This window comes from Elusimicrobium simillimum (assembly GCF_049639735.1).
GTDB lineage: Bacteria > Elusimicrobiota > Elusimicrobia > Elusimicrobiales > Elusimicrobiaceae > Elusimicrobium > Elusimicrobium simillimum.
This window is the reverse complement of sequence record NZ_JBEVVA010000003.1, coordinates 1644652-1666774: the sequence shown is the minus strand read 5'-3', so window position 1 is coordinate 1666774 and position 22123 is coordinate 1644652. Positions and strand designations below refer to the sequence as shown.

Here is a 22123-nt window from a genome sequence, read left to right as displayed (position 1 = left end):
ATGAGCCAAAGTCAAATTTTAGACGGCGCGGCCCCAAACTACGTGCCAAACTTTACCCCCGCTGTATAGGGGATTTGCAATTTTCCCGCATATTTGCGAAAATTAGAAAAGAAAACAAAACCTGCAACAGTTTTCAGCATTATATTAAGAAAAGGAAGTCCCCTCATGGAAAAGTCCGACATAATTATAAGCATTGTTAAAAGAGACGGAACCACACAGAAATTCGACTCTAAAAAAATTACGCGCGCCATACAAAAAGCAGGCGAGGCCACCGGTGAATTTACCAAAGAAACAGCGGATAAACTTACAATAAGAGTGGTAAATATTATACAGCAGCTTTACTCTGACGTCGCCCCAAACGTTGAAAACGTGCAGGACATTGTGGAAGACGTTCTTTTAACATCTAATTTTCATAAAACAGCCAAAGCTTATATTCTTTACAGAGACCAGCACTCTAAAATGAGGGAAATTACCTCCAAGTTCAACGTGGACCTGGTGGACCAGTATCTTAAAAAAATGGACTGGCAGGTAAACGAAAACAGTAATATGAGCTACTCTCTGCAGGGGCTTAACAACTACATTTCTTCAGAAATCAGCAAAGTATACTGGCTTAACAAAATTTACCCCGATACCATCCGCAAAGCGCACCAAGAAGGCGCTTTTCATATACATGACCTTGGCCTTTTGGGCGCGTACTGCGTGGGTTGGGACTTGCAGGATTTGCTAACGGTAGGTTTTAAAGGCGTGGCAGGCAAGGCGGAAAGTAAACCCGCCAAGCATTTACGCACCGCTCTTGGCCAGATAGTAAACTTTTTTTACACTTTACAGGGTGAATCCGCCGGCGCGCAGGCGTTTTCTAACTTTGACACGCTGCTGGCACCGTTTATCTACTATGATAAGCTCAGCTATAAAGATGTAAAACAGGCTTTGCAGGAGTTTTTATTTAACGTAAACGTGCCTACCCGCGTCGGTTTTCAAACTCCGTTTACCAACCTTACTATGGACCTTAACGTGCCGTCTTATTTTAAAACGCAGCCCGTTATAATAGGCGGTAAGCTGATGGATAAAACGTATGGCGAGTTTCAGGCGGAAATGGACCTGCTTAACAAAGCTTTCTTGGAAATTATGCTTGACGGCGACGCTAAAGGCCGCGTGTTCACCTTCCCCATACCCACATACAACGTAACTAAAGATTTTGACTGGGATAACCCGCAGCTTGACCCGCTGTGGGACATTACCGCCAAATACGGTATACCGTACTTTGCCAACTTTATTAACTCTGACATGAGCCCCGAGGACGCCAGGTCTATGTGCTGCCGCCTTAGGATTGATAACAGAGAGCTTAAAAAACGCGGCGGCGGCCTGTTTGGCGCGGCGCCGTTAACGGGCTCCATAGGCGTGGTTACTATTAACATGCCAAGGCTCGGCTACCTGGCTAAGGACGAGGAAGACTTTTTTAAACGCTTAGAAGAACTTATGGAACTGGCCAAAGACAGCCTTGAAATTAAACGCAAAATTATTGAGCGTTTTACCGAGGGCAACCTTTACCCTTACATGAAGTTTTACCTGCGCGTAGTTAAAGAACGCTTTAATCAGTACTGGAAGAACCACTTCTCCACCATAGGTTTAGTGGGCCTTAACGAAGCGTGTTTGAATTTACTTGGCGAAGATATAGGCACGGAGCGCGGCCGCAAGTTTAGCGAGCGTGTGCTTGATTATATGAGAGAAACGCTGGTCAGGTTCCAGCAGGAAACGGACAATAACTATAACCTGGAAGCCACGCCCGCCGAGGGCACCTCGTACCGCTTAGCCAGACTGGACAAAACACAGTATCCTGACATTATTGTGGCTAACGAGGCGCAGGTAAAAAAAGGCAGCGAACCTTTCTACACCAACTCCAGCCAATTACCGGTTAACTATACAGACGACTTGTTTGAATTCCTTGATTTGCAGGATTCTTTACAGGGCAAATACACGGGCGGCACGGTGCTGCACATTTACATGGGCGAGAAAGTTAAAGATATTAAGGCGCTTAAAACGCTTATTAAAAAAGCGTGTGAGAACTATACATTGCCTTACTTTTCTATCACGCCAACCTTCAGCGTCTGCCCCAAGTGCGGCTATCTTGAGGGCGAGCATAAAGAATGCCCCAAGTGTAAAGAAGAAGCGGTGGAAGACTTGGAACGCAGGATTAAAATGCTGGAAGAGCAGCTTTACGCAAGGCAGTAATAAAATTAGCGGCTTGTACGTCTGAAATTTTGCATTAATGTTTACTTTTAACGGGTATTTTTGATTAAAACAACTAATTAAAAATACCTGTTGAATGAAACTGGCAAAACAGATAAAATGAAACAAGAGATTTAAGATTTTTACAGTTTTATATTCAATAGTACCACGGGGGGACTAACTTATGACAGCAAAAGAAAGAACAGCCTTAGAAACCGAACTTGCCGCTTGCAAAGCGCAGCTTAGCGAGGTAAAAGGCTCTAAATGTGAAGTATATTCCAGAGTTTGCGGCTACCTTAGGCCTATTACAAACTGGAACCACGGTAAAAAAGAAGAATTCGGCATGAGAAAGTTCATGTCAGTTTGCAAATAAATTTATCCGCTTTTAACTTTAACGTCATAGCGCGTTAAAGTTAAAAGCCATACAATCCTGCTGCAGTACCAAATTAACCTAAACTTTTAGTTTTAAATTTGAAAAACTTAATCTTACTTAAGTTTTAGCGGTTACTCGTAATTTGATATATTTTAGGACGTAAAATGAAGATAGGCGGTTTGATAAAAACATCTTTGGTGGATTACCCCGGTAAAGTTGCGGCTGTAGTGTTTACCCAGGGTTGTAATCTGCGCTGCCCCTATTGTCATAACCCGGAACTTGTTTATCCTAATATGTTGTTGGAGCCTTACGACGAGGCGGAAGTACTGTCTTTCCTGCAAAAACGCGTTGGTATGCTGGACGGAGTGGTTGTGTCGGGCGGCGAGCCGGCCATGCAGCCTGATTTGCTTGATTTTCTTGCTAAAGTTAAGGCGATGGGTTATAAAATAAAGCTGGACACCAACGGCACTTACCCGGGCGTAATTAAGCAGGTTATAGCGCGCGGCCTGGCAGATACTATAGCTATGGATTTAAAGGCCCCTTTTGCCAAATATAACGCCATTGCGGGCGTAAAGGTAGACACGGGCCTTATATCTGAAACCATGGCTATTATTATAGAAAGCGGCATTGATTACGAATTTAGAACAACTTACGACAAAACCATACTTAACGAGGGCGACATTAAAGAAATCAAGTCACTTGTCCCCGATGAGCAGCACTTTACTCTGCAAGAGTGCCTGCCAGTAGAAGAAAAACCAGTTTTAAAGATAATAAAATAAAGGATTTGCTTTTAAGCAAATCCTTTTTAAATTTCTATAATTCTACGTTTGTCATCAGTATATCCGGGTAATCACTAAAAACCCCGTCTACGCCCATTTTATCCAGCTTAACAATTTTGCTATAAGAGTTAACGGTGTACACAAATACTTTCATGCCGTGCGCGTGTGCTTCTTTTACTATCTTTTTGGTGACAATGTCTTTTGACATGTTAACGCTGTAAGCGTCCAAAGCGTCGGCGGCGTCTATGTCAAAGCTTCTCATAAGCACGCCTATTTTTATTTTGGCGTCCAGCGCTCTAACGCGCTGTAAAGTGGGGTAGTCAAAAGAGGAAATTACAATTTTGCTTTTAAATTTCTCGCCGTAGCCGTTAAGCATATCCATTACCGCTGTTTCAATGCCGGGGTAAATGCCGCCGTCATTTTTTATTTCTATATTAAGCGCGGCGTCTTCGGGCAAATAATCCAACAGAGATTTTAATGTGGTTAAATTAAGCTTAGACTGGGCGGTATCTTTTATGATATTGCCTTGATATTTATAATCATGTATAAGCACCAGCACGCCGTCTTTGGTCATTTGCACGTCGGTCTCAAAAAATTTATTTCCAAGCGCGGTAGCATAGCGGAAAGCGTTAAGCGTGTTTTCCGGCTGGTGCCCGCTGGCGCCGCGGTGCGCTATTATTTGAATATCAGGCACTTTCATTATAGGGCCGGCTGACATGGCGGCGGCTGGTATTGTTAACGCAAAACAAAGTACTGCCAATATAAATTTTTTCATAATCCTCACAGTTTACTTTCGTATACGCGGTAACGTCTGTTGGACAGGCGGCAGCCGCTTTCTTTTACTACTGTTGTAATATCTTTGTTATCTTCCAGCATCCAGCTGAGTTCGGCCATGTTGTAGCCCACTTCCTGGCCGTGCTCTACTATATGTTTTATTAAAATAAGGTCCAGGCCCCTGCGGCGGTACTCCGGCAGTACCCCTAGCATTATCAGGCGGCAGTGTTTTATTTTGCGCCACGCTAAAAGAGCGCGCACAAGGCGCAGCGGGTTAAGTATACTGCCTTTTAAAACTTTTAAAACTTGGTTCATGTTAGGTATAGAAATATAAAAGCCCGCCGGCACGCCGTCCACTTCGGCAATGGCGGTAATTTCTGTGTTTACAATGGGTTTAAGCTGGCGGGCGGTTTCCATAATCTCGGCCTCGCTTATCGGTAAAAAACCCCAGTTTTGCGCCCAGGATTTGTTGTAAATATCACGCACTATCATAACTTCGGCGTTAAAATTTTTAATGTCTATGGGGCGTATTTTTACGCCGCCTTTAGCGGCTGCGCGGTCAACAATTTTGGCAAAACGGGGGCTAAACTGGTCTTCACCGGTTCTTTCAAAAGCAATTAAATCTTTAGCCTTTGTGAACCCGGCAGACTCCATAAGTTCATTATAATACGCATAGTTGTAGGGCATCATTATAAAAGGGTGCTCGTCAAAGCCGGCGACAAGCATGCCGCAGGTGTGGTTGGTAGACGGGTTAAACGGGCCGCGTATTTTATCCATCCCCTTTTCTTTAAGCCAAGTTTTAGCAGCGTTTAAAAGAGCGTCAGACACTTTTTTATCGTCTATGGTATCAAAAAAACCAAACATGCCTGTGTGCTCGCGCCAGTATTCATTGTGCGTATGGTTGATGAACGCGCAAATGCGGCCGACAACTTTTTTATCGCGGTAAGCCAGAAAAAGTTTTTTGGTGGCGTGATTCCAAAACGGGTCTTTGGCAAACAGGTGCTTGGCGTCCATCTTAAGGTCGCCCACCCAAAATTTATCATTCTTATATAACTTGTAGGGGAAGTTTATAAACCGGTTAAAGTTTTTTTTGTTTACGGGTATTATTTCAACGCTCATAATTGTCCTCTAGAAAGCGCCGTTAATTATTGGCAGGAACGGCACGGTGCCTTTGGCATGATAGTTAAACGGGCCTATCTGCACGCCTTTTTTTATTTCACCGGCGTAGTTAAACACGCCAATTTGCACGCCGGTAAGTACGGTTGTTGTATTAAAAAAACCTATTTGTACGCCGTCTATTAAGTTGGTTCTGTTTATAAAACCTATCTGCGCGCCGTTAAAAGCGCCGCTTGCGTGATAGACGGAAGAAAAGTTAAACGCGCCCAACTGCAGGCCCGATGATTCGCGCATATTAATATTGGCCACCGCTATCTGCAGGCCTTTCATATAAGAAGAGGCGTTTATTAAAGCCGATATTGAAACACCGTGGGACTGCTCATGGTTAAGCGTAGCTAATGATGCTATCTGCAGCCCGTTCATGCGGCGCGCGCCGCCAAACATGGCAAATAATTGTACTCCGTTTAAGGCGTGTGTGTCGGGCGCTAGAATGCCGGTGTCCAAACCATAGACATTATAGAAATTCCACGGCACGCTGTATACGGGGGTAAGGCTGAATTTAAAGGGGGTTATTTTGGTATATTTATTATCAGTGTTTTCCTGTGCGTATATCGCGGCGGCGGAGAGTATAAAAATTAATAAAAATAAAAATTTCTTCATACCAGATTATAACAAAATAAGAAGAGAAAGCAGGAGTATTTATTTAGGGAAAAAGTTATAAAAAACCAAATAAACTTGTTGTAGGGGCGGAGCTAGTCTCCGCCCATTGTTATTTTATTCTCAGTAAATAGGACGCGAGCATTGCGAGTTGTAAATATATAGTTATTAAATAAAGTCATATTTAGTTTGCGCGTAAGTGCGTTGAAGTAAATGTCTGTAGTTTAAAAATGTAAATTATGTTATGTAAGCCGAGTAGCGGCGCGGCGGGCGGATACAAGATCCGCCCCTACATTTTTTATAAAGTAGATTCTCATGGCGCTATGGCGCGGCTCAGGATGACTTTATTTATATGACAAAATAAAAACCCCCGCAATTCTGCGGGGGTTTAAAACTATTATATTCTATTTTATTATACCAAGCGCTTTGCCTGCGGCGGCGAAAGCTTCCGCTATCTTATCTACTTGCTCCTTGGTATGCGTGGCCATAAGAGTTACTCTTATAAGCGCGCGGCCCGGGGGTACCGCTGGGCTGACAACGGGGTTTACAAATACGCCCATTTCGTTAAGCGCCTTCCACATTTTAAAGCAGTTCTCATTGCTGCCTACCACTACGGGCAGTATTGGTGTTTCGCTCTCGCCAAGGTTAAAGCCAAGCTTTGCCAGACTTTCTTTAAGATAGGCTGTTTTTTCAAAAAGCGAATCGCGCCTTGAAGTGTCGTTCTCAATTAAATCTAAAGCTTTTGATATTGAGGCTACGCATACGGGCGGCAGAGCGGCTGAAAATATTTGGCTGCGGGCGTTGTGGCGCAAGTAGTGTATAACGTCAGCGTCACCCGCTACAAAGCCGCCTACTGAGGCAAATGTTTTAGAGCATGTGCCTACCACAAGGTCAACCTCGCCGTTTTCAAGGCCAAAGTGTTCGCATGTGCCGCGGCCTGTTTTGCCGAGAATGCCTGTGGCGTGCGCATCGTCTACTATAATTCTGGCGCCGTATTTTTTGCCCAATCTTACAATTTCAGGCAACGGTGTAATATCGCCCTCCATACTGAACACGCCGTCTACAATTATAAGTTTGCCTTTAGCGGGGTCAATTTTGGCAAGCACCTTTTCTAAATCTTCCATGTCATTGTGTTTGAACCTTACCATCTCACCCTCAGACAGTTTTACGCCGTCTAAAATGCTGGCGTGGTCCAGTTTATCTACAATGGCTACGTCGCCTTTTTTTAGCAGCGCGCTTACTACGCCCAGGTTCATTTGGTAGCCTGCGGCAAAAACTAAAGCGGCTTCTTTTCTTTTAAATCTTGCTATCTGTTCTTCCAGTTTATCATGGTAAATTGTGTTGCCGTTTAGCAGCCTGCTGCCGGCGCAGCCTGTGCCAAATTTTTCTACCGCTTCTGCGGCGGCCTTTTTCATTTCCGGGTCATTAGCCAGGCCTAAATAATTGTTAGAGCCCGCCATAATAAATTTTCTTCCGTTTAACATCACTTCAGGCGCCTGCGCGGATTCTATCGGTTGGAAGTACCCGTAAACCCCCATCCTCATTATCAGCCTGGCTTCTTTAAATTCATAACACTTCTCAAAAATATCAGACATAATTACTCACCTATGATTTTATTTTACCGATTAAATTTGTGGTAGAACGTCCTTTTAAAAGAGAAAAACGCACAACTTTCTGCGCGAATTCGCGCCCTACAATTTCACACGCTTTATAGTCCCCGCCTTTTACAAGCACATCGGGGCGTACAAGCTTAATTAAATTATAAGGGGTGTCTTCGCCAAAGAAAGCCACCGCGTCTACTGATTCTAACGCGGCGCATACAAGCGCTCTGTCAGATTGTTTATTTACAGGTCTGCTCGGCCCTTTAAGGCGTCTGACTGACGCGTCCGTATTAAGACCTAAAATAAGCACATCGCCTTTAGAACGCGAAAACTCCAGCACGCTTACGTGGCCCGCGTGCAAAATATCAAAGCAGCCGTTAGTAAACACTATCTTCTTGCCTTGTTTTTTGCATTTAGCCACAAAAGCCGCCAGCGCGGTTTTGCTTAATATTTTAGTTTTTGCTTTTCTCATTTTTAAACATTCTCTCTAAAAGGCCTGTGTCCATATTGCCTTTCACAAAGTCTTCGTTATTTAAAATCTTATTGTGAATACTTATTGTCGTTTTTATGCCGCCCACGGTAAACTCTTCCAGGCAGCGTTTTGCTCTTACAATGGCCTCGGCCCTTGTGGGCGCCCATACTATAAGCTTGGCTATTAAACTGTCGTAGTAGCTGGGTATGGTGTAGTTGGTGTACATATGCGTGTCTACGCGCACGCCTAGGCCGCCCGCCGGTATCCACTCTGTTATAGTGCCTGGGGAGGGGACGAAATTATTCTCGGCGTCTTCGGCGTTAATGCGGTGCTCTATGGCGTGGCAGTTAATTTGCAAAGCTTCTTTTTCCGTTAAAGAAAGCGGCATGCCTTGCGCTATTTCCACCTGCATTTTTACAAGGTCATGGCCGCACACCATTTCAGTCACAGGGTGTTCTACCTGTAAGCGGGTGTTAACTTCCATAAAATAAAAGTTTCTGTCCTGGTCCATCAAAAATTCTACCGTGCCCACGCCTGTGTAATGGCAGGCCCTTATCATTTTGCTTGCGGCGTCCGCAAGGCGCTTTCTTACTTCGGGCGTTACAAAAGGCGACGGGGATTCTTCCACTAACTTTTGGTGCCTGCGCTGCATGCTGCAATCACGTTCGGCAAAAGAAAGTACTTTGCCGTGCGCGTCAGCCGCTACTTGCACTTCTATATGGCGGGGGTTTAAAACTAATTTTTCAAAATATACTCTGTCGTCGCCAAACGCGGCCTTGGCCTCGTTCTGCGCCATTTGTAACATATTGTCTAAATCTTCTAATTTGGTAACGGCCCTCATACCTTTGCCGCCGCCGCCCATGGTGGCTTTAATCATTATGGGGAACCCTATTTTCTTAGCTACTTCCCTGTAATTTTTGCCTACTATACCGTCAGAACCGGGTATTACCGGCACGCCCGCTTTTACCGCTATATCGCGCGCGGCGCTTTTTACGCCAAGCTGCTCAATAGCGTCAGGCGTAGGGCCTATAAAAACTATGCCAGCTTTGCTTACAGCGGCTGAAAATTTGGGGTTTTCTGAAAGGAAACCGTAGCCCGGGTGCACGGCGTCGGCGTTGGTTATTTTAGCGGCTGACACAATGGCGTCTATGTTAAGGTAAGATTCTCTTGACGGGGCGGGGCCTATGCAAACGGCTTCATCCGCCGCGCGTACGTGCAGTGAATCTCTGTCCGCCTCTGAATATACAGCTACTGATTTTATGCCCATCTCTTTAAGTGTGCGGCAAATACGTACGGCGATTTCGCCGCGGTTGGCAATAAGTACTTTATTAAACTTTTTAATTTTCATCTAAACCATGCTCCTAGGATTCAATAAAAAATAAGGGCTGGCCGTAGTGCACGGGTTTACCCTCTTCTATGGAGATTACTCTTAATACGCCGCTTACAGGCGCTAAGACGTCATGGTTTTTAGAAGGCATTTCTATGGTGCCTAGTATGTCGCCCTCGGCTACTTTTTGCCCTTCCGCAATTACTTTGGCCTTGCCTTTTATTGTGCGGTGGTAAATGCCTACCGCCGGAGATGTGACTGGTGTTAAATTACATTCAAAATTGGTTCCTGCCGCCGGCGCTTCTATTGTTTTAATTTCAATATTCTGGCCGTCTTTTTTATAAACAAATTCAACTATATCAGTTTCTTTCAGCCAGGTTGTTATTTGCGTAAGGGTCTTAGTGTCCATACAAACCTCTTTAAAATTAAGTATATACAAATGATACCATTTTCAAATGCTAAATAAAATAAGCTAGGGGGTGGTTAATGGCTTGTTTTTTCGCTTTGCGTCCGTTTATCGTGTCGCTCTCTGCGTTTGCTTAGTTTTCATCAGCGGTATAAATTTTCTTCGGATTTTGGCGGATTTTTGGTTTTTCTACTTCCACCACACCCACCGTGTTCCCGCACCAAGTGTGCCGGAAGTAGAAAAACCAAAAATCCGCTCAAACTCCTGTGAAAATTTTGTTCTATAATGGCACTTATTTATAAAATAAAAAACCCCCGCGTTGGCGGGGGTTTGGTTTAAATCTTATTTGCTTTGGGTTTGTGCCGCGGGGGCTTTGTAATTATCTATTACAGAGCTGGCGCCGCGTTTGCCTGAAATCATGGTAAGTGATATTGATGTGCAAAATATAATTATGGCAACCGCCGCTGTAAATTTGTTAAGAACGTTAAACGCTGTGGGGCCGGCAAAAATATTGTCACCGCTGCCCGCACTGCCGCCAAATAAACCAGCCGCAGAACCTTTGCCGCTTTGCATAAGTACTGATAAAATTAAAAGCGCGCACGCTATAAAGTGGATTACTAAAATAAAAGTATACATTACTAAGACCTCGCCAAAATCAATTTTCTATATTGTACTATTTTTTTGTTAAGTGTTACAGCAGTGTTTTAAGGAAGGCCGCTATCTCCACGCCGCCCTCTAGGTCACGCCCTGTATAGCCGTTCTCATCAACTACGTGGCACAGGTGGCGGCCCTGGTTTATAAGAGACAGGTCATTAGCTATTACGTAGTCTAAATTATTTTTGGCGCATAATGCGGTGGCCACGCTGATAATATGGCTTTTGGTTACATTGTCTAAAAGTTTAAACCCTACAAGCTTTGCGTTTGGAAACCATGTGCGTAAGTTTGAAATTATTTTTGGCGTTAGGCCAAGTTTAACTGTAAGGTTAGGCTCGTAAGAAGATATTTTTGTGTGGGAGTTTACGGCGCACTCTGGGGCGGTCAGATGTTTGAGTATGGCTTGGCGCCTGAGCGCCGCGTCAGCGGCGCAAACGGCCGGGTCCGCAGTTAGTTCATCGGCCAGCATTTCCATTGTGAACACGGCGTCCGCCTTATAGTCACCCACCGCGCTGTTATGCACAACCAGGTCAAAGTGTTGGCCTGCCATGGCGGCAAGCGCGGCCAGCATATCCTGCGTTGTTTCTATAACGGTAAAAGCGCAAGATTCTAAACCGTATTCTTTAAACAAAACATCCCGTGTTAAAAATTTGTTGCCCACCAGGTGCACTTCATGCCCAAGGTCTTTAAAGTGGCGTGCTATCTCAAGCCCCGTGCGGCCGCTGGACATATTGGTAATTTTCATTACCTCGTCTATATATTCATTGGTGGGGCCGGCGGTAATTAAAATTTTACTCATATCTTAAAGCGTCTATCGGGTTAAGTTTGCTGGCTTTGTACGCAGGGTAAAAACCAAAGGTTATACCTATAGCCGCTGATACGAAAAATGACAGCAGTATAGAAGACAGCGTGATATCCACCGTCATCCCGCCAAAAGATTGTATGGCTTTTGCTATAGAAATACCTAAAATAATACCCGTAATACCGCCAAGCAGCGAGAGTATTACTGATTCCATTAAAAACTGCATGCGTATATCCCATACATTTGCGCCTATGGCCATGCGTATGCCTATTTCTCTTGTGCGTTCTGTGACAGACACAAGCATAATGTTCATAATGCCTATGCCGCCAACCAAAAGCGATATGGAAGCGATTGCCGCCAGCAGCAAGCTCATTGTTGTGGCTACGCCTTGCATAGTCTCCAGCATTTGGGCTAAGTTTCTGATAAAAAAGTCGTCGGGCTGTCTGGCCGTAAGTCTGTGGCGCTGGCGCATAAGTTTGGTAACTTCTGTTTCTGTTTCTTCAATTTGGTCAAAGCTTCTGGCTTTAATTGTAATAACCTGTACGTATTTAGGGCGGTTGGCGGCGTAACCCATTTTGGTTTGCATTGTGCTTAACGGGATTATGGCGCCGCTGTCAGGGTCAAAACCCCAAGAACCTTCGCCAACTTCATCTAATAAACCTATTACTCTATAGATAATACCGTCAATACGTACGTTTTTGTCTATAGGGTCCATATCGGCAAAAAGTTCTTTGGATGTCTCGCTGCCTAAAATACATACTGTGCCGGCAGACGCAAGTTCCGCCTCTGAAAATGTGCGCCCGCGGCCCACTGTCCAGGGCTGCACGTTGAATGCTGTGTTGGTGGTACCCATAACGCGTATTATGGTGCCCACATTATTATTAACTATGTTTTTGCCGCTGGCAGTTATATAAGGGTAAGCAGCTTCTACGGTGGAAATTTCCCTCTGTATAGCTTCAACGTCATCGGTAGTTAAATATTTAGCCTGGGAGGAAAACGTAAACCCGCCGCCGCTGGCAAAGCCTGCCTGCAGGTTAATAATGTTAGAGCCCATTTTTGCCACTCTGTCTGAAATATCTTTACTGGCGCCCGAACCTACAGCCGTCATGGCGATGACTGACGCCACGCCTATAATAATACCCAAACTGGTAAGCGCGGAGCGCATTTTATTGGCCCAAATAGCTTTAACCGCTATGCGGATAACGGTGTAGGTGGTAACAAAGTTAAGCATTGTCGTCCTCCGTTTTCTCAAGAGGTTTGCGCGGTTTTTGCGTTTGGTCTTCTACAATTTTACCGTCTAAAAAGCGTACTACCCTTTTGGCGTATTGGGCGATATCATTTTCATGCGTGATAACGATAACAGTCTTTTTAAACTCGCTGTTAAGGCGGCTGAAAAGCGACATTACCTCATGGCTGGTTTTGGTATCCAAGTTGCCTGTCGGTTCGTCGGCAAAAATAATAGGCGCGTCGTTAACCAAGGCGCGGGCTATGGCCACACGCTGCTGCTGCCCGCCAGAAAGCTGGCTGGGCACGTGGTCAAAGCGGTTGGCAAGGCCAACTTGTGATAATGCGTGCATGGCGCGTTCGCGCATTTGCGCGGGGGGATTCTGTTATAAATCATGGGGAGTTCAACGTTTTCTAACGCTGTTGTGCGGGAAAGTAAGTTAAAACCCTGAAAAACGAAACCTATTTTCTGGTTTCTTATGCTGGCCAAATCAGGCAGAGATTTTGAAATAATATCTATGCCGTCCAAATGGTACGCCCCGCTGGTGGGTTTGTCCAAACAGCCAAGTATGTTCATGCAAGTGCTTTTACCGGAACCGCTGGGGCCCATGATGGCAACAAATTCCCCTGCGTCTATGGTTAAAGACACGTCGTTAAGCGCGTGTACTTTAACCTCACCCAGTTCGTATATTTTAAATAAATTTTTAATCTCAATAAGCGCCATAATTAAACCCTTTTGTTAAACTTTTTTAACTTATCTCCTGCCGCCTCTGCCAGGCGCGGCGAATAAGCTTTTTGTCTGTTTGGCGGTGGTGGATTCCGATATAATAGCTTCCTCACCCTCACTGATGTCGCCGGACATTATTTCGGTATTTTTATCGTCCATAATACCGGTTTTAATATCTATGCGCTCGGGGCCGTTTTTGGTAAGCAGCCAAATGCCTTGTGAGCGGTATTTTTCTGTAGACGCTTTGGGACTGTAGCGCAGCGCGGCGTTGGGCGCCAACAGGACGTCTTCTTTTTGCTGTGTAACAATGGTTACGTTTGCCGTCATGCCGGGTTTAAGTTTAAGCTCGGGGTTGTCCACAAGTATTACCACTGTGTAGGCCACCATGCCCTGCACTGTCTCGGGCGATAAACGCACCTGGTTTACCTTACCTTTAAAGTTGGCTGTGGGGTAACCGTCAATTGTAAACGTAACGTCTTGGCCTTCTTCTACTTTAATAATGTCGGCCTCGCTGACTTTTACTTCTATTTGCATTTTGGTTAAATCTTGCGCCACTAAAAATAATGTAGGCGTGTTAAAGCTGGCCGCCACCGTCTGCCCGAGGTCAACCGAGCGGGATATAACAATGCCGTCTACAGGTGAAGTAATTTTGGTATAAGCTAAGTCTGTTTTGGCTTTTTCTAAACTGGCCTGGGCCTGAATGGTGCTGGCCTTGTTGGTAAGGTAAGTTGTCTCGGCCTGGTCAAGCTCGCTCTTGGAGACAAAATTTTCTTTGTAAAGCTCTTTGTAGCGGTCATATGTGCGCTGTGAGTTGGCAAGCTCGCTCTGCGTTTTCATGAGCGACGCTTCCTGCTGCAGTACCTGCTGTTTTAACGTAGCGGGGTCAATTTCCGCAAGCAGCTGGCCCATTTTTACCGGGGTGTTATAGTCCACATACATTTTATATATAGTGCCGGAAACCTGCGTGCCAACCTCTGTCTGCGCGACGGGGTTGATAGTGCCGCTGGCTTCTACCACTTCTTTAATAGAACCTTTGGTAATTGCCGCGGTTTCGTAGTACATTTTCTCGCCGCCGCTAAATATTATTATAAGGATAATAATAACTACAGGCGCTAAAACTAAAGCTTTTTTAAACAAGCTTAACCCTAAAAACCATGCCAATAATGATTTAAGTTTTTGTCCAAACCCTTTTTTATTTTCTTTTTTCATATTATCTCTTTCCCATTGATTTTAAAATATAAGCTTTTGCTATCTGGTAATCCGCTAAAGATTTGGCGTAAGACAACTCTGCCTCGCTGTAAGAAGACTCGGCGTCTTTTACCTCAATACTGTTACCTATGCCCACTTTGTAGCGGCCGTTGGCAAGCTCTAAATTTTCTTTGGCTTTTTCCACGTTAAGTTTAGATACGGGTATAGCTTCTTCCGCCTGCGTTAAGTTGGCGTAGGCCTGCGTAAGGTCTTTCATAATAGACTGGCGCACAGCTTCCTGCGTGTACTGGTTAGCCATAAAAGTGGCTTTTAATTCTTCCACTCTTTTAGTTGTGCTTAGGCCGTTAAATATTGACCAACTGGCGCTGAGGCCCACAGAGCCGTTTTCTCTGCTTAAACTGGTGGACCCGCTTACCCCGTATGAGGCGCTTGCGTTTATTTCAGGCAGATAATTGGTGCGCTGCGCGTTTAAAGTAGCTTTGGACGCTTCGGTTTTGGCTACTGCGGCGGCTAAGTCCGGCCTGTTTTGATAGGCTGTGGTTAGGGCGTATTCGGCCGAAATTTCGTACTTTTCTGATTCAAGGTCGTCATCCACAGAGTAAAGTTCCAGCTTTTTAAGGCCCATAAGGCTGTTAAGCGTGGCGTAAGATGTTTTAACATTATTATAAGCTTTAATAAGGTTAAGTTTAGCGTTGTTAAGGTTAACTTCGGCGTTTGTAACGTCTATTTTAGAACGTATGCCTACCTTGTAAAAGCTTTGCGCCTGGGCAAGCTGTTGTTCATATTGCTGTACGGAGGTTTTGTAAACTTCTACGCTTTTTATGGCGTAAACTAAATTGTAATAGGCTTCTTTAACGTCGTAAACTGTTTTGTTAAGCGTGTCTTGGTAGGTATAGTCAGAGCTGGTGTAGCTTAACTGCTGCGCGCGGAAAGCAAGGTAGTCTTTACCAAAGGAAAATACTGCCAAGCTGGCGCTTACGCCGGCATTGACTTTGTTGCCGTAGCTAAAAACGTCGTCTAAAACTTCAGTCCTGCTGCGGGACCACCCGCCTGAGGCGCTTATTTGGGGGAAAAAGACTGACCCGCTTTGCCACACTTTTGCCTTAGCGCCAAGTAAATTGCTGTGAGCTGCGGCTAATGTGGGGTTTTTTTCAAGCGCTATTTCTATGCACTTGTCTACAGAGTACAGCGGGATGTTAACATCCTGCGTAGCGTCCTGCGCGCTTACGGCTAGCGCTAACGGTAAAATTAATAATGTGAATATAGCTTTTTTCATATATTTATTGTACAAATTATTATAAAGTATAATGGTTATTACCTTAATACAACGCAAAAAAATTAAATTTATTGCATTTATGTATAAAACATTAATATTATTAACAATTTCAAACATTTTTATGACGGCGGCCTGGTACGGGCACCTAAAATTTAAAAACAAAGCTTTATGGCTGGTAATACTTGTTAGCTGGCTTATAGCTTTTGTAGAATATTGCTTTCAGGTGCCGGCTAACAGGATAGGCTCGCAGTATTTTACCGTCACACAGCTTAAAACTATACAGGAAATTATAACTCTGGCCGTTTTTGTAATATTTTCCACATTATATTTTAAAGAAAAGTTTGCCTGGAACCATTTTGTAGGTTTTTGCTTTTTGGTTTTGGCGGCATATTTTATATTCAGGGCGCGTTGACACTATTTAAGCGTCTGCGCCACTATCATTTTTTTCGTAAATTTCCACTTTTTTACGACGAGGATAGTGGTGCTATCTAAGGAGTAAAAAAGTGGAAATTTACGAAAAAGGAGTGTGGCCCTATGGGTTGTGTCAATTTTGACACAACGCAGATGTTTAAATAGTGTCAACGCGCCCTAAGAAGAGGTTATTTATGGCAGAAAAAAAGTCCAATATAAAACTGATGGTAAAGGCAGGTATAATAGGCGTGCTTTTGCTTCTCATGTTAATACCGCTGGCGTTTATTAAAAATATTATGATGGAACGCAAAGGCTATAAGGCCGAGGCGTTTAAAACAATTTCCAGCTCCTGGGGCGGCGACCAGCTGGTGGCGGCGCCGTTTTTAAATGTGCCGTACAGCTATTCTTACCAGCAAACCGACAAAGATAAAAATGTAAAAACTATTACGGTAACGGGTATTTATAAGGTATCCCCAAGAGATTTAAACGTTGACGTAAACCTTGTGCCGCAAATACGCTATATAGGTATATTTGAAATGCCTGTGTACACGGCAGATATTTCACTTAAAGGTAATTTTGGCAAAATAACAGATACCCCGTCTGACAGAAAATTAGACTTAGCTAAAGCTTTTATCACGCTTGAGCTTACAGACGTTAAAGGCATAGTAAAAATGCCTGAAGGCAACTTTAACGGCGGCGCGCTGGACTTTGCCCCTTACGCCGTGCCCAACACCGTTGAGTTTAGCGGCAACCTTGGTAATGATGAAGATTATAAAGGCACGGCCGACGCCCCAAGATCAAAGGCTTACGCTGCTTATGACTATGAGTATTCCCGCAGTTCAAGCACATCACTTAAAGCTATTTTTTCCGATGTTAACTACGCAAACCAGAAAGGGGAATTTGATATTAAATTTTCGCTTCGCGGAAGCGGCAGCATAAACTTTGTGCCGTCGGCCAAACAAAATAAGTTTAATGTTGCTTCCACCTGGAAAGACCCGCTGTTTTTTAACAGCTTTTTACCCTCAACCAAAACAATTAATAATGACGGTTTTACGGCGGAGTGGGACATATCTTACCTGGCCAGCGGCATACCGCAAGTGTTTGAAAAGCTTGACGTAAGCAGCGCTATTTTCGGCGTTAAACTTTCCACGCCGGTGGATAATTACCGCAACGGGCTGCGCGCTGCAAAGTACGGCATTTTATTTGTGGCGTTGACGTTCTTGGCATGCTTTGTTTTTGAGATGGTTGGTAAGTCGTCCATACACCCGTTCCAGTACACGCTGGTCGGCCTTGCTATGGCGTTGTTTTACTTGTTGCTAATTTCTTTCTCGGAGTTTATCGGCTTTGGCTGGGCTTATATAATAGCGTCGGCCGCTGTTGTGCTGATGATATCCTTATATATAAGGTACGGCGTTATTAAGCAGGGCGGGTGGAAATATTCTGTCCTGCCGGGTGTTATAATAGCCGCTTTATACGCTTACTTATATATACTGCTGCAGCTGCAGGATTTTTCCGCGCTGTTTGGCGCTATAGGTTTATTTGTGGGCCTGGGCGTTGTTATGTATACTACAAGGAATATTAACTGGTACGAATAATGAAAAATAAACATAAACTTTTTATAAATATGGCGGAATTAATAGCGGACCAAAGCACCTGCTGCCGCATGAAAGTAGGCGCTGTGCTGGTTAAAGACAGCAGAGTTATAAGCATAGGTTATAACGGCGTGGCCTCAGGCCAGGCGCACTGCGAGGATTGCTTTAAAGATATTTACGCGGAAAAATTTGCCGCTAAATACCCGCAGTCTGAAGAGTTTTTTAAAAGCCGAGATTTTTTTGACGCGCACGGCGAGTTTTCTAACAATAATGAACTGCACGCTGAGCAAAACGCTATTTTATTTGCCGCCAAGAACGGTATTTCTACAGCCGGCGCCACTGTTTACGTAACCTGGTCGCCCTGTATAAACTGCGCCAAGGTTATTGTAGCCGCCGGCATAGAACGCGTGTATTTTAAAGAGCTTTACGACAGGTCGCAGGAAGGCATAGTATTTTTAGCCAAAAACGGCATAGAATGCAGACAACTTACAGAAGAAGAAATTAAATAATAAAAAATGCCCGCAAAAAACTGCGGGCATTTTTTATCCCCAAATCTTTGGCGGCTTTTGGCTTTTTCTTGACATCAACACACCCCGTCCGCCCTTTGGGCTCCTCACGCAAGTGTGCTGATGTCAAGAAAAAGCCAAAAGCCACTCAAAGCTTCGGGACCCCTTGGAGCGGCATTTATAACAGCAAATAGGAATATGGCTTCACGGCACTTATGATTTCCTCTCCCTTCTTTGACGGGAGAGGAGGTTTTTATTTTGCAGAGCAAAATAAAAACAGGTGAGGGTGAATATGAGTGTTTGCGGGTTAAAAAAGTTCTAGTTGTTCTGAGCCTTGTACCTTTTTCTTTTGAGGTTTTGGTTTGTCTTCTGCTTTTTTGGCGGTAGTTTTTGGTTTGGGTTCAGGCTTTGTTTCAGGCTCCTCGGGCGCGGCAAGGTGGTTTACTATTTTGGGCTCGGTCATTGGCATGGCGGCCTCGCGCTGCATTTTTTGTACAGACGGGTTTATCGCGCGGTCCATGGCTATGTTGGCGAGTTTGTCGGCCTCTTTATTTTTTTCGCGCGGGACGTGGTTGATAAGCACCAGGCTGAACATGCGGGCTTTGCGGCGTATTTCTTCCATTAATTCTTTTAAAGTGGGGTGTTTTATTTTGTATTCGCCAAGAAATTGTTTTACTAAAAGGAGCGAGTCTGAGTATACCTGTAGCTCAGTAGCTTTTAATTTTTTAGCGGCGTCAAAGGCTATTAAAAGGGCGGTAAACTCGGCATAATTGTTGGTGCATACGCCTAAAAATTTACCTTCACTGGCAAGCAGCTTGCCCGAGGTATCTTTTATAACGTACGCAGAGGCCCCAAAACCGGGGTTGCCGCGTGAGCCGCCGTCTATATTAATAATCACTTTCATAAATTAATTATAACATTTTGCCGTGCCACTCTGATAAATGCTAAAATATCATATATGAATTTTGAGAATATAAAGCAGTTTTTAAAAGATAATAAATACCCTTCTTACCGCATGGCGCAGGTTAAAGACGCCGTTTATAAAAACGCCGTTTCCTCATGGGATGCCGCCACCACCTTACCCGCGGACATTAAAAAAGTTCTTAACGAGAACTTCCCGTTACTTTCCTTTACCGTAAATAAAATGGAAATTTCACAGCGCGACAGGACGGCGAAGGCGCTGTTAAAACTTACCGATAAATTAAAAATAGAAACTGTTCTCATGCGCATGGGCGACACGTGGACAGTGTGCGTTTCCACCCAGGTTGGCTGCGCGGTGGGGTGCAGCTTTTGCTCTACGGGTAAAATGCGCTTTAAACGTGATTTGACCGAAGAAGAAATAACAGACCAAGTGCTTTTTTGGACACAATATTTAAGAAAAGAAAAACTGGCCGAGCGTGTAAACAATGTTGTTTTTATGGGCATGGGTGAGCCGCTGCTTAACTACGCCAACACCGTTAACGCGGTAAAAGAACTTGCTAACCCCGACCACCTGGCCATAGGCATGCGCCATATTTCAATTTCCACCTCAGGCATAGCGGACAAACTGCACGCCATGGCGGTGGATTTGCCGCAGGTTAACTTGGCTATTTCTATACACAGCGCCGACGATGACGAAAGAACAAAAATTGTACCCATTAACCGCAAATATAATTTAGAAACATTACAAAAAGCTGTTACAGAGTATATCGCCATGACCTCAAGACAGGTTTTTATAGAGTATACTGTAGTTGAGGGCGTTAATGACCGCCCGGAACACGTGCGTTTACTTGGTAAGTGGATTATGGGTATTAAAGACAACTATCTTATTCACGTTAACCTTATTGCCTGCAATATGGGCAAAGGTAAAAATACGGACGAAAGAATAGTAAAACAATTTGCAAAGGGCTTGCAGGGCCTTAATATAAGCGTAAGCATAAGGCGCAGCCTTGGCAGTGATATTCTGGCGGCCTGTGGGCAATTAGCCACAAAATAAAATCCGTGTAGGGGCGGAGCTGGTCTCCGCCCGTTTTACCGGGATAACCAACATGATTTAATTGACGTAAACAAGTATTCAAACGCAGAATAGCAATAATTAAGGAGTATTTTTTTATGAAAAAAACTTTAATAACTCTTATGGTAGCTAAAAAAATTATCACATTAATTTTAGTTTTATTTTTCGCGGCCGGCTGCAGGGGCTTTTTTGTGCAAACGCCGGACTGGATACCTACGGGGCCTGTATTTGCGCCTAATAAAGGCGAAGTTGAACTTTATTCCAACTATACAGAAATCAAACGGCCTTATGGTAACCTGGGCATGATACGTATGAAAGGCGTGCCCCAGAGAAGAGAGGACGTAAAGTCGGCATTAAATACTATGGTCAAGTTTGCGGCTGAAAAAGGCGCTGACGCGGTGATAGTGGCGCAAGAGGCTGAGGGTGAAGGCATGACAGGTACCATAATGATAGTTGGCTACGCGTTAAAATATGTGGATAATCTTACCCCGGAAGATGACGCCGCCATAAAAGAATTTAACTTAATAGGTGTTATAGATGAATACACTCGTCGCTAGAGCGCCGTCCGAATGTGAAGACTGGCAGGGTAACGCGGTGGTAATAGACGTACTTAGAAGCGCCACAACAGTGTGCGCGCTTATTAAAAAAGGCAAAAAAGATATTAAGCTTTTTGGCGATAAAGAGCTGGCCGCGCGGTACAAACTTGCCAACCCCAAAGTAGAACTTTACTCAGAACTTACTTTTGATAAAAATATTATTAAAGAAGACAACTCCCCTTACGCCGCTTCTAAATCCTCCGCCAAAACACCCGCGGCTATTGTAACCACAGCGGGCACACCCGCCGTAATGGCGCTAAAAAACGCTAAAAATATTTTTATGGGCGGGTACTGCAACATACTTACCCTTGTAAGTTATCTTAAAACACAAGAGGAAGATGTGCTGTTGGTACCGTCCAATTTGTTTGGACATATTAGCGATGTTGAGGACGCGTTATGCGCGGAAAGCTTTATGTCTCTTATGATAGGCTTGGGCGATATAGAGCAGGATGTTGAATCTGTCCAATCCACCGCGCGTTATGAAGATTTTTTAAAAAACGGCCCCAAAACAGCCGCTAAAGACGCCAAACTTGCCTTTGATATTAACGCCATGCCTGTAATACCCATGATAAAAATTGTGGGTGATTATGGTATTGTGGCAACGCCTTTTACCATGGAAGAAGCTATTAAAGAACATGAGGCTTCTTTATCCCCCGCAGAGGTTCAGGCCGTGCCGCTTGAAAAAGAAGCGCCACTACCCGCTAAAGAAGCAAAGGAAGAAATTGTCTCCGTTCCGCTCAGGGCTAAAAAGAAGGCCGTTATTATGTTTTCGGGCGGTATGGACTCTACGGTATGTCTTTATTGGGCTATGGATAAGGGGTATGAGTGTGAAGTTTTAACGGTATCTTACGGCCAAAAACATCTTAAAGAAGTTGAAGTGGCCAGAGCGTTGGCCGAAGATGCTGGCGTAAAGTTTAACCATGTTGAACTTAACCTGCCTTGGCTGGCGGCGGCAACTTCGCTGGTCGGCCTTGGGGAAATACCTAATACGCCTTTTGAGGAAATAGGCGCGAATGGCGTGCCGTCTACATATGTGCCCGCGCGTAACCTTATGTTTACCGCATTGGGCGCTAGTTTGGCCGACAGCATTGGGGCCGAGGCTATTGTGCTGGGGCCAAACGCTGTTGATTATTCCGGCTACCCGGATTGTACTCCTGAGTTTTATAAACCTTTGACCGAGGCTGTAAAAGTTGGCACTCGTTTGGGCAAGAAATTTGAACTTTTAACGCCCATTATTAAACTTAACAAAGCCGAAATTGTTAAACTTGGCCGCAAGCTTGGCGTACCGCTTGAGCGCACCTGGACATGCTACCGCGGCGGCGATAAACCGTGCGGGGAGTGCGAGTCCTGCAAACTGCGTAAAAAAGGCTTTGAAGATGCCGGGGAAAAAGAGGAATATTAA

General features: G+C 44.5%; 22 protein-coding genes and 1 pseudogene. 9 read left to right on the top strand and 14 right to left on the bottom strand.

All coding sequences use genetic code 11. The features are described 5' to 3' along the window. Positions 1-165: 165 nt before the first annotated feature. The 3 genes from AAIR98_RS08520 (at position 166) to AAIR98_RS08510 (ending at position 3378) form a co-directional block, all read left to right on the top strand. On the top strand, positions 166-2229 hold the full coding sequence (locus AAIR98_RS08520; protein ID WP_423971767.1) for a ribonucleoside triphosphate reductase: 2064 nt from the start codon (positions 166-168) through the stop codon (positions 2227-2229). A 181-nt stretch (positions 2230-2410) separates the two neighbouring features. After that, entirely contained in the window at positions 2411-2599 is a 189-nt protein-coding gene (gene nrdD, locus AAIR98_RS08515) for an anaerobic ribonucleoside-triphosphate reductase (protein ID WP_423971766.1), read from the top strand. A gap of 164 nt (positions 2600-2763) precedes the next feature. Further along, entirely contained in the window at positions 2764-3378 is a 615-nt protein-coding gene (locus AAIR98_RS08510; protein ID WP_423971765.1) for an anaerobic ribonucleoside-triphosphate reductase activating protein, read from the top strand. Positions 3379-3412: 34 nt separating this feature from the next. Here the strand turns inward: AAIR98_RS08510 and AAIR98_RS08505 are convergent, their stop codons facing one another. The 13 genes and pseudogenes from AAIR98_RS08505 to AAIR98_RS08445 all read right to left on the bottom strand — a co-directional run bounded on the left by AAIR98_RS08505 (position 3413) and on the right by AAIR98_RS08445 (position 15623). Continuing rightward, a complete protein-coding gene (locus AAIR98_RS08505; protein ID WP_423971764.1) occupies positions 3413-4153 on the bottom strand; it encodes a glycerophosphodiester phosphodiesterase in 741 nt (246 codons plus the stop codon). Between the two features lie 5 nt (positions 4154-4158). Further along, positions 4159-5271, bottom strand: a complete 1113-nt coding sequence (locus AAIR98_RS08500) for a GNAT family N-acetyltransferase (protein ID WP_423971763.1) — start codon at positions 5269-5271, stop codon at positions 4159-4161. 9 nt (positions 5272-5280) lie between these two features. Further along, on the bottom strand, positions 5281-5928 hold the full coding sequence (locus tag AAIR98_RS08495; protein WP_423971762.1) for an LA_2272 family surface repeat-containing protein: 648 nt from the start codon (positions 5926-5928) through the stop codon (positions 5281-5283). Positions 5929-6329: 401 nt separating this feature from the next. Continuing rightward, positions 6330-7520: an aminotransferase class I/II-fold pyridoxal phosphate-dependent enzyme gene (locus tag AAIR98_RS08490; protein WP_423971761.1), complete on the bottom strand. Its 1191-nt coding sequence runs from the start codon at positions 7518-7520 to the stop codon at positions 6330-6332. A gap of 10 nt (positions 7521-7530) precedes the next feature. Next, on the bottom strand, positions 7531-7998 hold the full coding sequence (locus tag AAIR98_RS08485; protein ID WP_423971760.1) for an adenylyltransferase/cytidyltransferase family protein: 468 nt from the start codon (positions 7996-7998) through the stop codon (positions 7531-7533). Then, positions 7979-9346, bottom strand: coding sequence for an acetyl-CoA carboxylase biotin carboxylase subunit (accC, locus tag AAIR98_RS08480; protein ID WP_423971759.1), 1368 nt, complete (start codon positions 9344-9346; stop codon positions 7979-7981). The genes AAIR98_RS08485 and accC overlap by 20 nt, the downstream gene beginning before the upstream one ends. Before the next feature lie 13 nt (positions 9347-9359). Beyond that, on the bottom strand, positions 9360-9734 hold the full coding sequence (locus AAIR98_RS08475; protein ID WP_423971758.1) for an acetyl-CoA carboxylase biotin carboxyl carrier protein: 375 nt from the start codon (positions 9732-9734) through the stop codon (positions 9360-9362). A gap of 339 nt (positions 9735-10073) precedes the next feature. Then, the gene (gene secG, locus AAIR98_RS08470; protein ID WP_423971757.1) at positions 10074-10367 is read right to left on the bottom strand and encodes a preprotein translocase subunit SecG; all 294 of its coding nucleotides are present in this window, start codon (positions 10365-10367) and stop codon (positions 10074-10076) included. A 55-nt stretch (positions 10368-10422) separates the two neighbouring features. Further along, positions 10423-11184: a phosphopantothenoylcysteine decarboxylase domain-containing protein gene (locus AAIR98_RS08465; protein WP_423971756.1), complete on the bottom strand. Its 762-nt coding sequence runs from the start codon at positions 11182-11184 to the stop codon at positions 10423-10425. Continuing rightward, a complete protein-coding gene (locus tag AAIR98_RS08460) occupies positions 11177-12418 on the bottom strand; it encodes an ABC transporter permease (RefSeq protein ID WP_423971755.1) in 1242 nt (413 codons plus the stop codon). Before AAIR98_RS08460 ends, AAIR98_RS08465 begins: the two co-directional genes overlap by 8 nt. After that, positions 12411-13135, bottom strand: a pseudogene (locus AAIR98_RS08455) (ABC transporter ATP-binding protein). The gene AAIR98_RS08460 and the pseudogene AAIR98_RS08455 overlap by 8 nt, the downstream one beginning before the upstream one ends. Before the next feature lie 30 nt (positions 13136-13165). Next, a complete protein-coding gene (locus AAIR98_RS08450) occupies positions 13166-14347 on the bottom strand; it encodes an efflux RND transporter periplasmic adaptor subunit (RefSeq protein WP_423971754.1) in 1182 nt (393 codons plus the stop codon). A gap of 1 nt (position 14348) precedes the next feature. After that, complete coding sequence (locus tag AAIR98_RS08445; protein ID WP_423971753.1) at positions 14349-15623, bottom strand: TolC family protein; 1275 nt, start codon at positions 15621-15623, stop codon at positions 14349-14351. A gap of 79 nt (positions 15624-15702) precedes the next feature. On the opposite strand from AAIR98_RS08445, the gene AAIR98_RS08440 reads away from it, so the two are divergent. From AAIR98_RS08440 to AAIR98_RS08430, 3 genes are all read left to right on the top strand, one after another. Further along, complete coding sequence (locus tag AAIR98_RS08440; RefSeq protein ID WP_423971752.1) at positions 15703-16035, top strand: DMT family protein; 333 nt, start codon at positions 15703-15705, stop codon at positions 16033-16035. Positions 16036-16228: 193 nt separating this feature from the next. Continuing rightward, complete coding sequence (gene creD, locus AAIR98_RS08435) at positions 16229-17629, top strand: cell envelope integrity protein CreD (protein WP_423971751.1); 1401 nt, start codon at positions 16229-16231, stop codon at positions 17627-17629. Further along, the gene (locus tag AAIR98_RS08430; protein ID WP_423971750.1) at positions 17629-18135 is read left to right on the top strand and encodes a deoxycytidylate deaminase; all 507 of its coding nucleotides are present in this window, start codon (positions 17629-17631) and stop codon (positions 18133-18135) included. Before creD ends, AAIR98_RS08430 begins: the two co-directional genes overlap by 1 nt. 304 nt (positions 18136-18439) lie before the next feature. Here AAIR98_RS08430 and AAIR98_RS08425 read toward each other — a convergent pair whose 3' ends face one another. After that, positions 18440-19036, bottom strand: a complete 597-nt coding sequence (locus AAIR98_RS08425) for a ribonuclease HI family protein (RefSeq protein WP_423971749.1) — start codon at positions 19034-19036, stop codon at positions 18440-18442. Positions 19037-19090: 54 nt separating this feature from the next. Here AAIR98_RS08425 and rlmN point away from each other — a divergent pair, with 54 nt between their 5' ends. The 3 genes from rlmN (at position 19091) to queC (ending at position 22123) form a co-directional block, all read left to right on the top strand. Continuing rightward, positions 19091-20107 (top strand): dual-specificity RNA methyltransferase RlmN, encoded by a 1017-nt coding sequence (gene rlmN, locus AAIR98_RS08420; protein WP_423971748.1) that lies wholly within the window; start codon positions 19091-19093, stop codon positions 20105-20107. Positions 20108-20223: 116 nt separating this feature from the next. Further along, the gene (locus AAIR98_RS08415) at positions 20224-20682 is read left to right on the top strand and encodes a hypothetical protein (protein ID WP_423971747.1); all 459 of its coding nucleotides are present in this window, start codon (positions 20224-20226) and stop codon (positions 20680-20682) included. Next, on the top strand, positions 20663-22123 hold the full coding sequence (gene queC / locus AAIR98_RS08410) for a 7-cyano-7-deazaguanine synthase QueC (RefSeq protein WP_423971746.1): 1461 nt from the start codon (positions 20663-20665) through the stop codon (positions 22121-22123). The genes AAIR98_RS08415 and queC overlap by 20 nt, the downstream gene beginning before the upstream one ends.

Bases quoted from the DNA above. Each gene is read 5' to 3' on its own strand.
- AAIR98_RS08520 (WP_423971767.1), top strand. From the start codon at position 166: ATGGAAAAGTCCGACATAATTATAAGCATTGTTAAAAGAGACGGAACC.
- nrdD (WP_423971766.1), top strand. From the start codon at position 2,411: ATGACAGCAAAAGAAAGAACAGCCTTAGAAACCGAACTTGCCGCTTGC.
- AAIR98_RS08510 (WP_423971765.1), top strand. From the start codon at position 2,764: ATGAAGATAGGCGGTTTGATAAAAACATCTTTGGTGGATTACCCCGGT.
- AAIR98_RS08505 (WP_423971764.1), bottom strand. From the start codon at position 4,153: ATGAAAAAATTTATATTGGCAGTACTTTGTTTTGCGTTAACAATACCA.
- AAIR98_RS08500 (WP_423971763.1), bottom strand. From the start codon at position 5,271: ATGAGCGTTGAAATAATACCCGTAAACAAAAAAAACTTTAACCGGTTT.
- AAIR98_RS08495 (WP_423971762.1), bottom strand. From the start codon at position 5,928: ATGAAGAAATTTTTATTTTTATTAATTTTTATACTCTCCGCCGCCGCG.
- AAIR98_RS08490 (WP_423971761.1), bottom strand. From the start codon at position 7,520: ATGTCTGATATTTTTGAGAAGTGTTATGAATTTAAAGAAGCCAGGCTG.
- AAIR98_RS08485 (WP_423971760.1), bottom strand. From the start codon at position 7,998: ATGAGAAAAGCAAAAACTAAAATATTAAGCAAAACCGCGCTGGCGGCT.
- accC (WP_423971759.1), bottom strand. From the start codon at position 9,346: ATGAAAATTAAAAAGTTTAATAAAGTACTTATTGCCAACCGCGGCGAA.
- AAIR98_RS08475 (WP_423971758.1), bottom strand. From the start codon at position 9,734: ATGGACACTAAGACCCTTACGCAAATAACAACCTGGCTGAAAGAAACT.
- secG (WP_423971757.1), bottom strand. From the start codon at position 10,367: ATGTATACTTTTATTTTAGTAATCCACTTTATAGCGTGCGCGCTTTTA.
- AAIR98_RS08465 (WP_423971756.1), bottom strand. From the start codon at position 11,184: ATGAGTAAAATTTTAATTACCGCCGGCCCCACCAATGAATATATAGAC.
- AAIR98_RS08460 (WP_423971755.1), bottom strand. From the start codon at position 12,418: ATGCTTAACTTTGTTACCACCTACACCGTTATCCGCATAGCGGTTAAA.
- AAIR98_RS08450 (WP_423971754.1), bottom strand. From the start codon at position 14,347: ATGAAAAAAGAAAATAAAAAAGGGTTTGGACAAAAACTTAAATCATTA.
- AAIR98_RS08445 (WP_423971753.1), bottom strand. From the start codon at position 15,623: ATGAAAAAAGCTATATTCACATTATTAATTTTACCGTTAGCGCTAGCC.
- AAIR98_RS08440 (WP_423971752.1), top strand. From the start codon at position 15,703: ATGTATAAAACATTAATATTATTAACAATTTCAAACATTTTTATGACG.
- creD (WP_423971751.1), top strand. From the start codon at position 16,229: ATGGCAGAAAAAAAGTCCAATATAAAACTGATGGTAAAGGCAGGTATA.
- AAIR98_RS08430 (WP_423971750.1), top strand. From the start codon at position 17,629: ATGAAAAATAAACATAAACTTTTTATAAATATGGCGGAATTAATAGCG.
- AAIR98_RS08425 (WP_423971749.1), bottom strand. From the start codon at position 19,036: ATGAAAGTGATTATTAATATAGACGGCGGCTCACGCGGCAACCCCGGT.
- rlmN (WP_423971748.1), top strand. From the start codon at position 19,091: ATGAATTTTGAGAATATAAAGCAGTTTTTAAAAGATAATAAATACCCT.
- AAIR98_RS08415 (WP_423971747.1), top strand. From the start codon at position 20,224: ATGAAAAAAACTTTAATAACTCTTATGGTAGCTAAAAAAATTATCACA.
- queC (WP_423971746.1), top strand. From the start codon at position 20,663: ATGAATACACTCGTCGCTAGAGCGCCGTCCGAATGTGAAGACTGGCAG.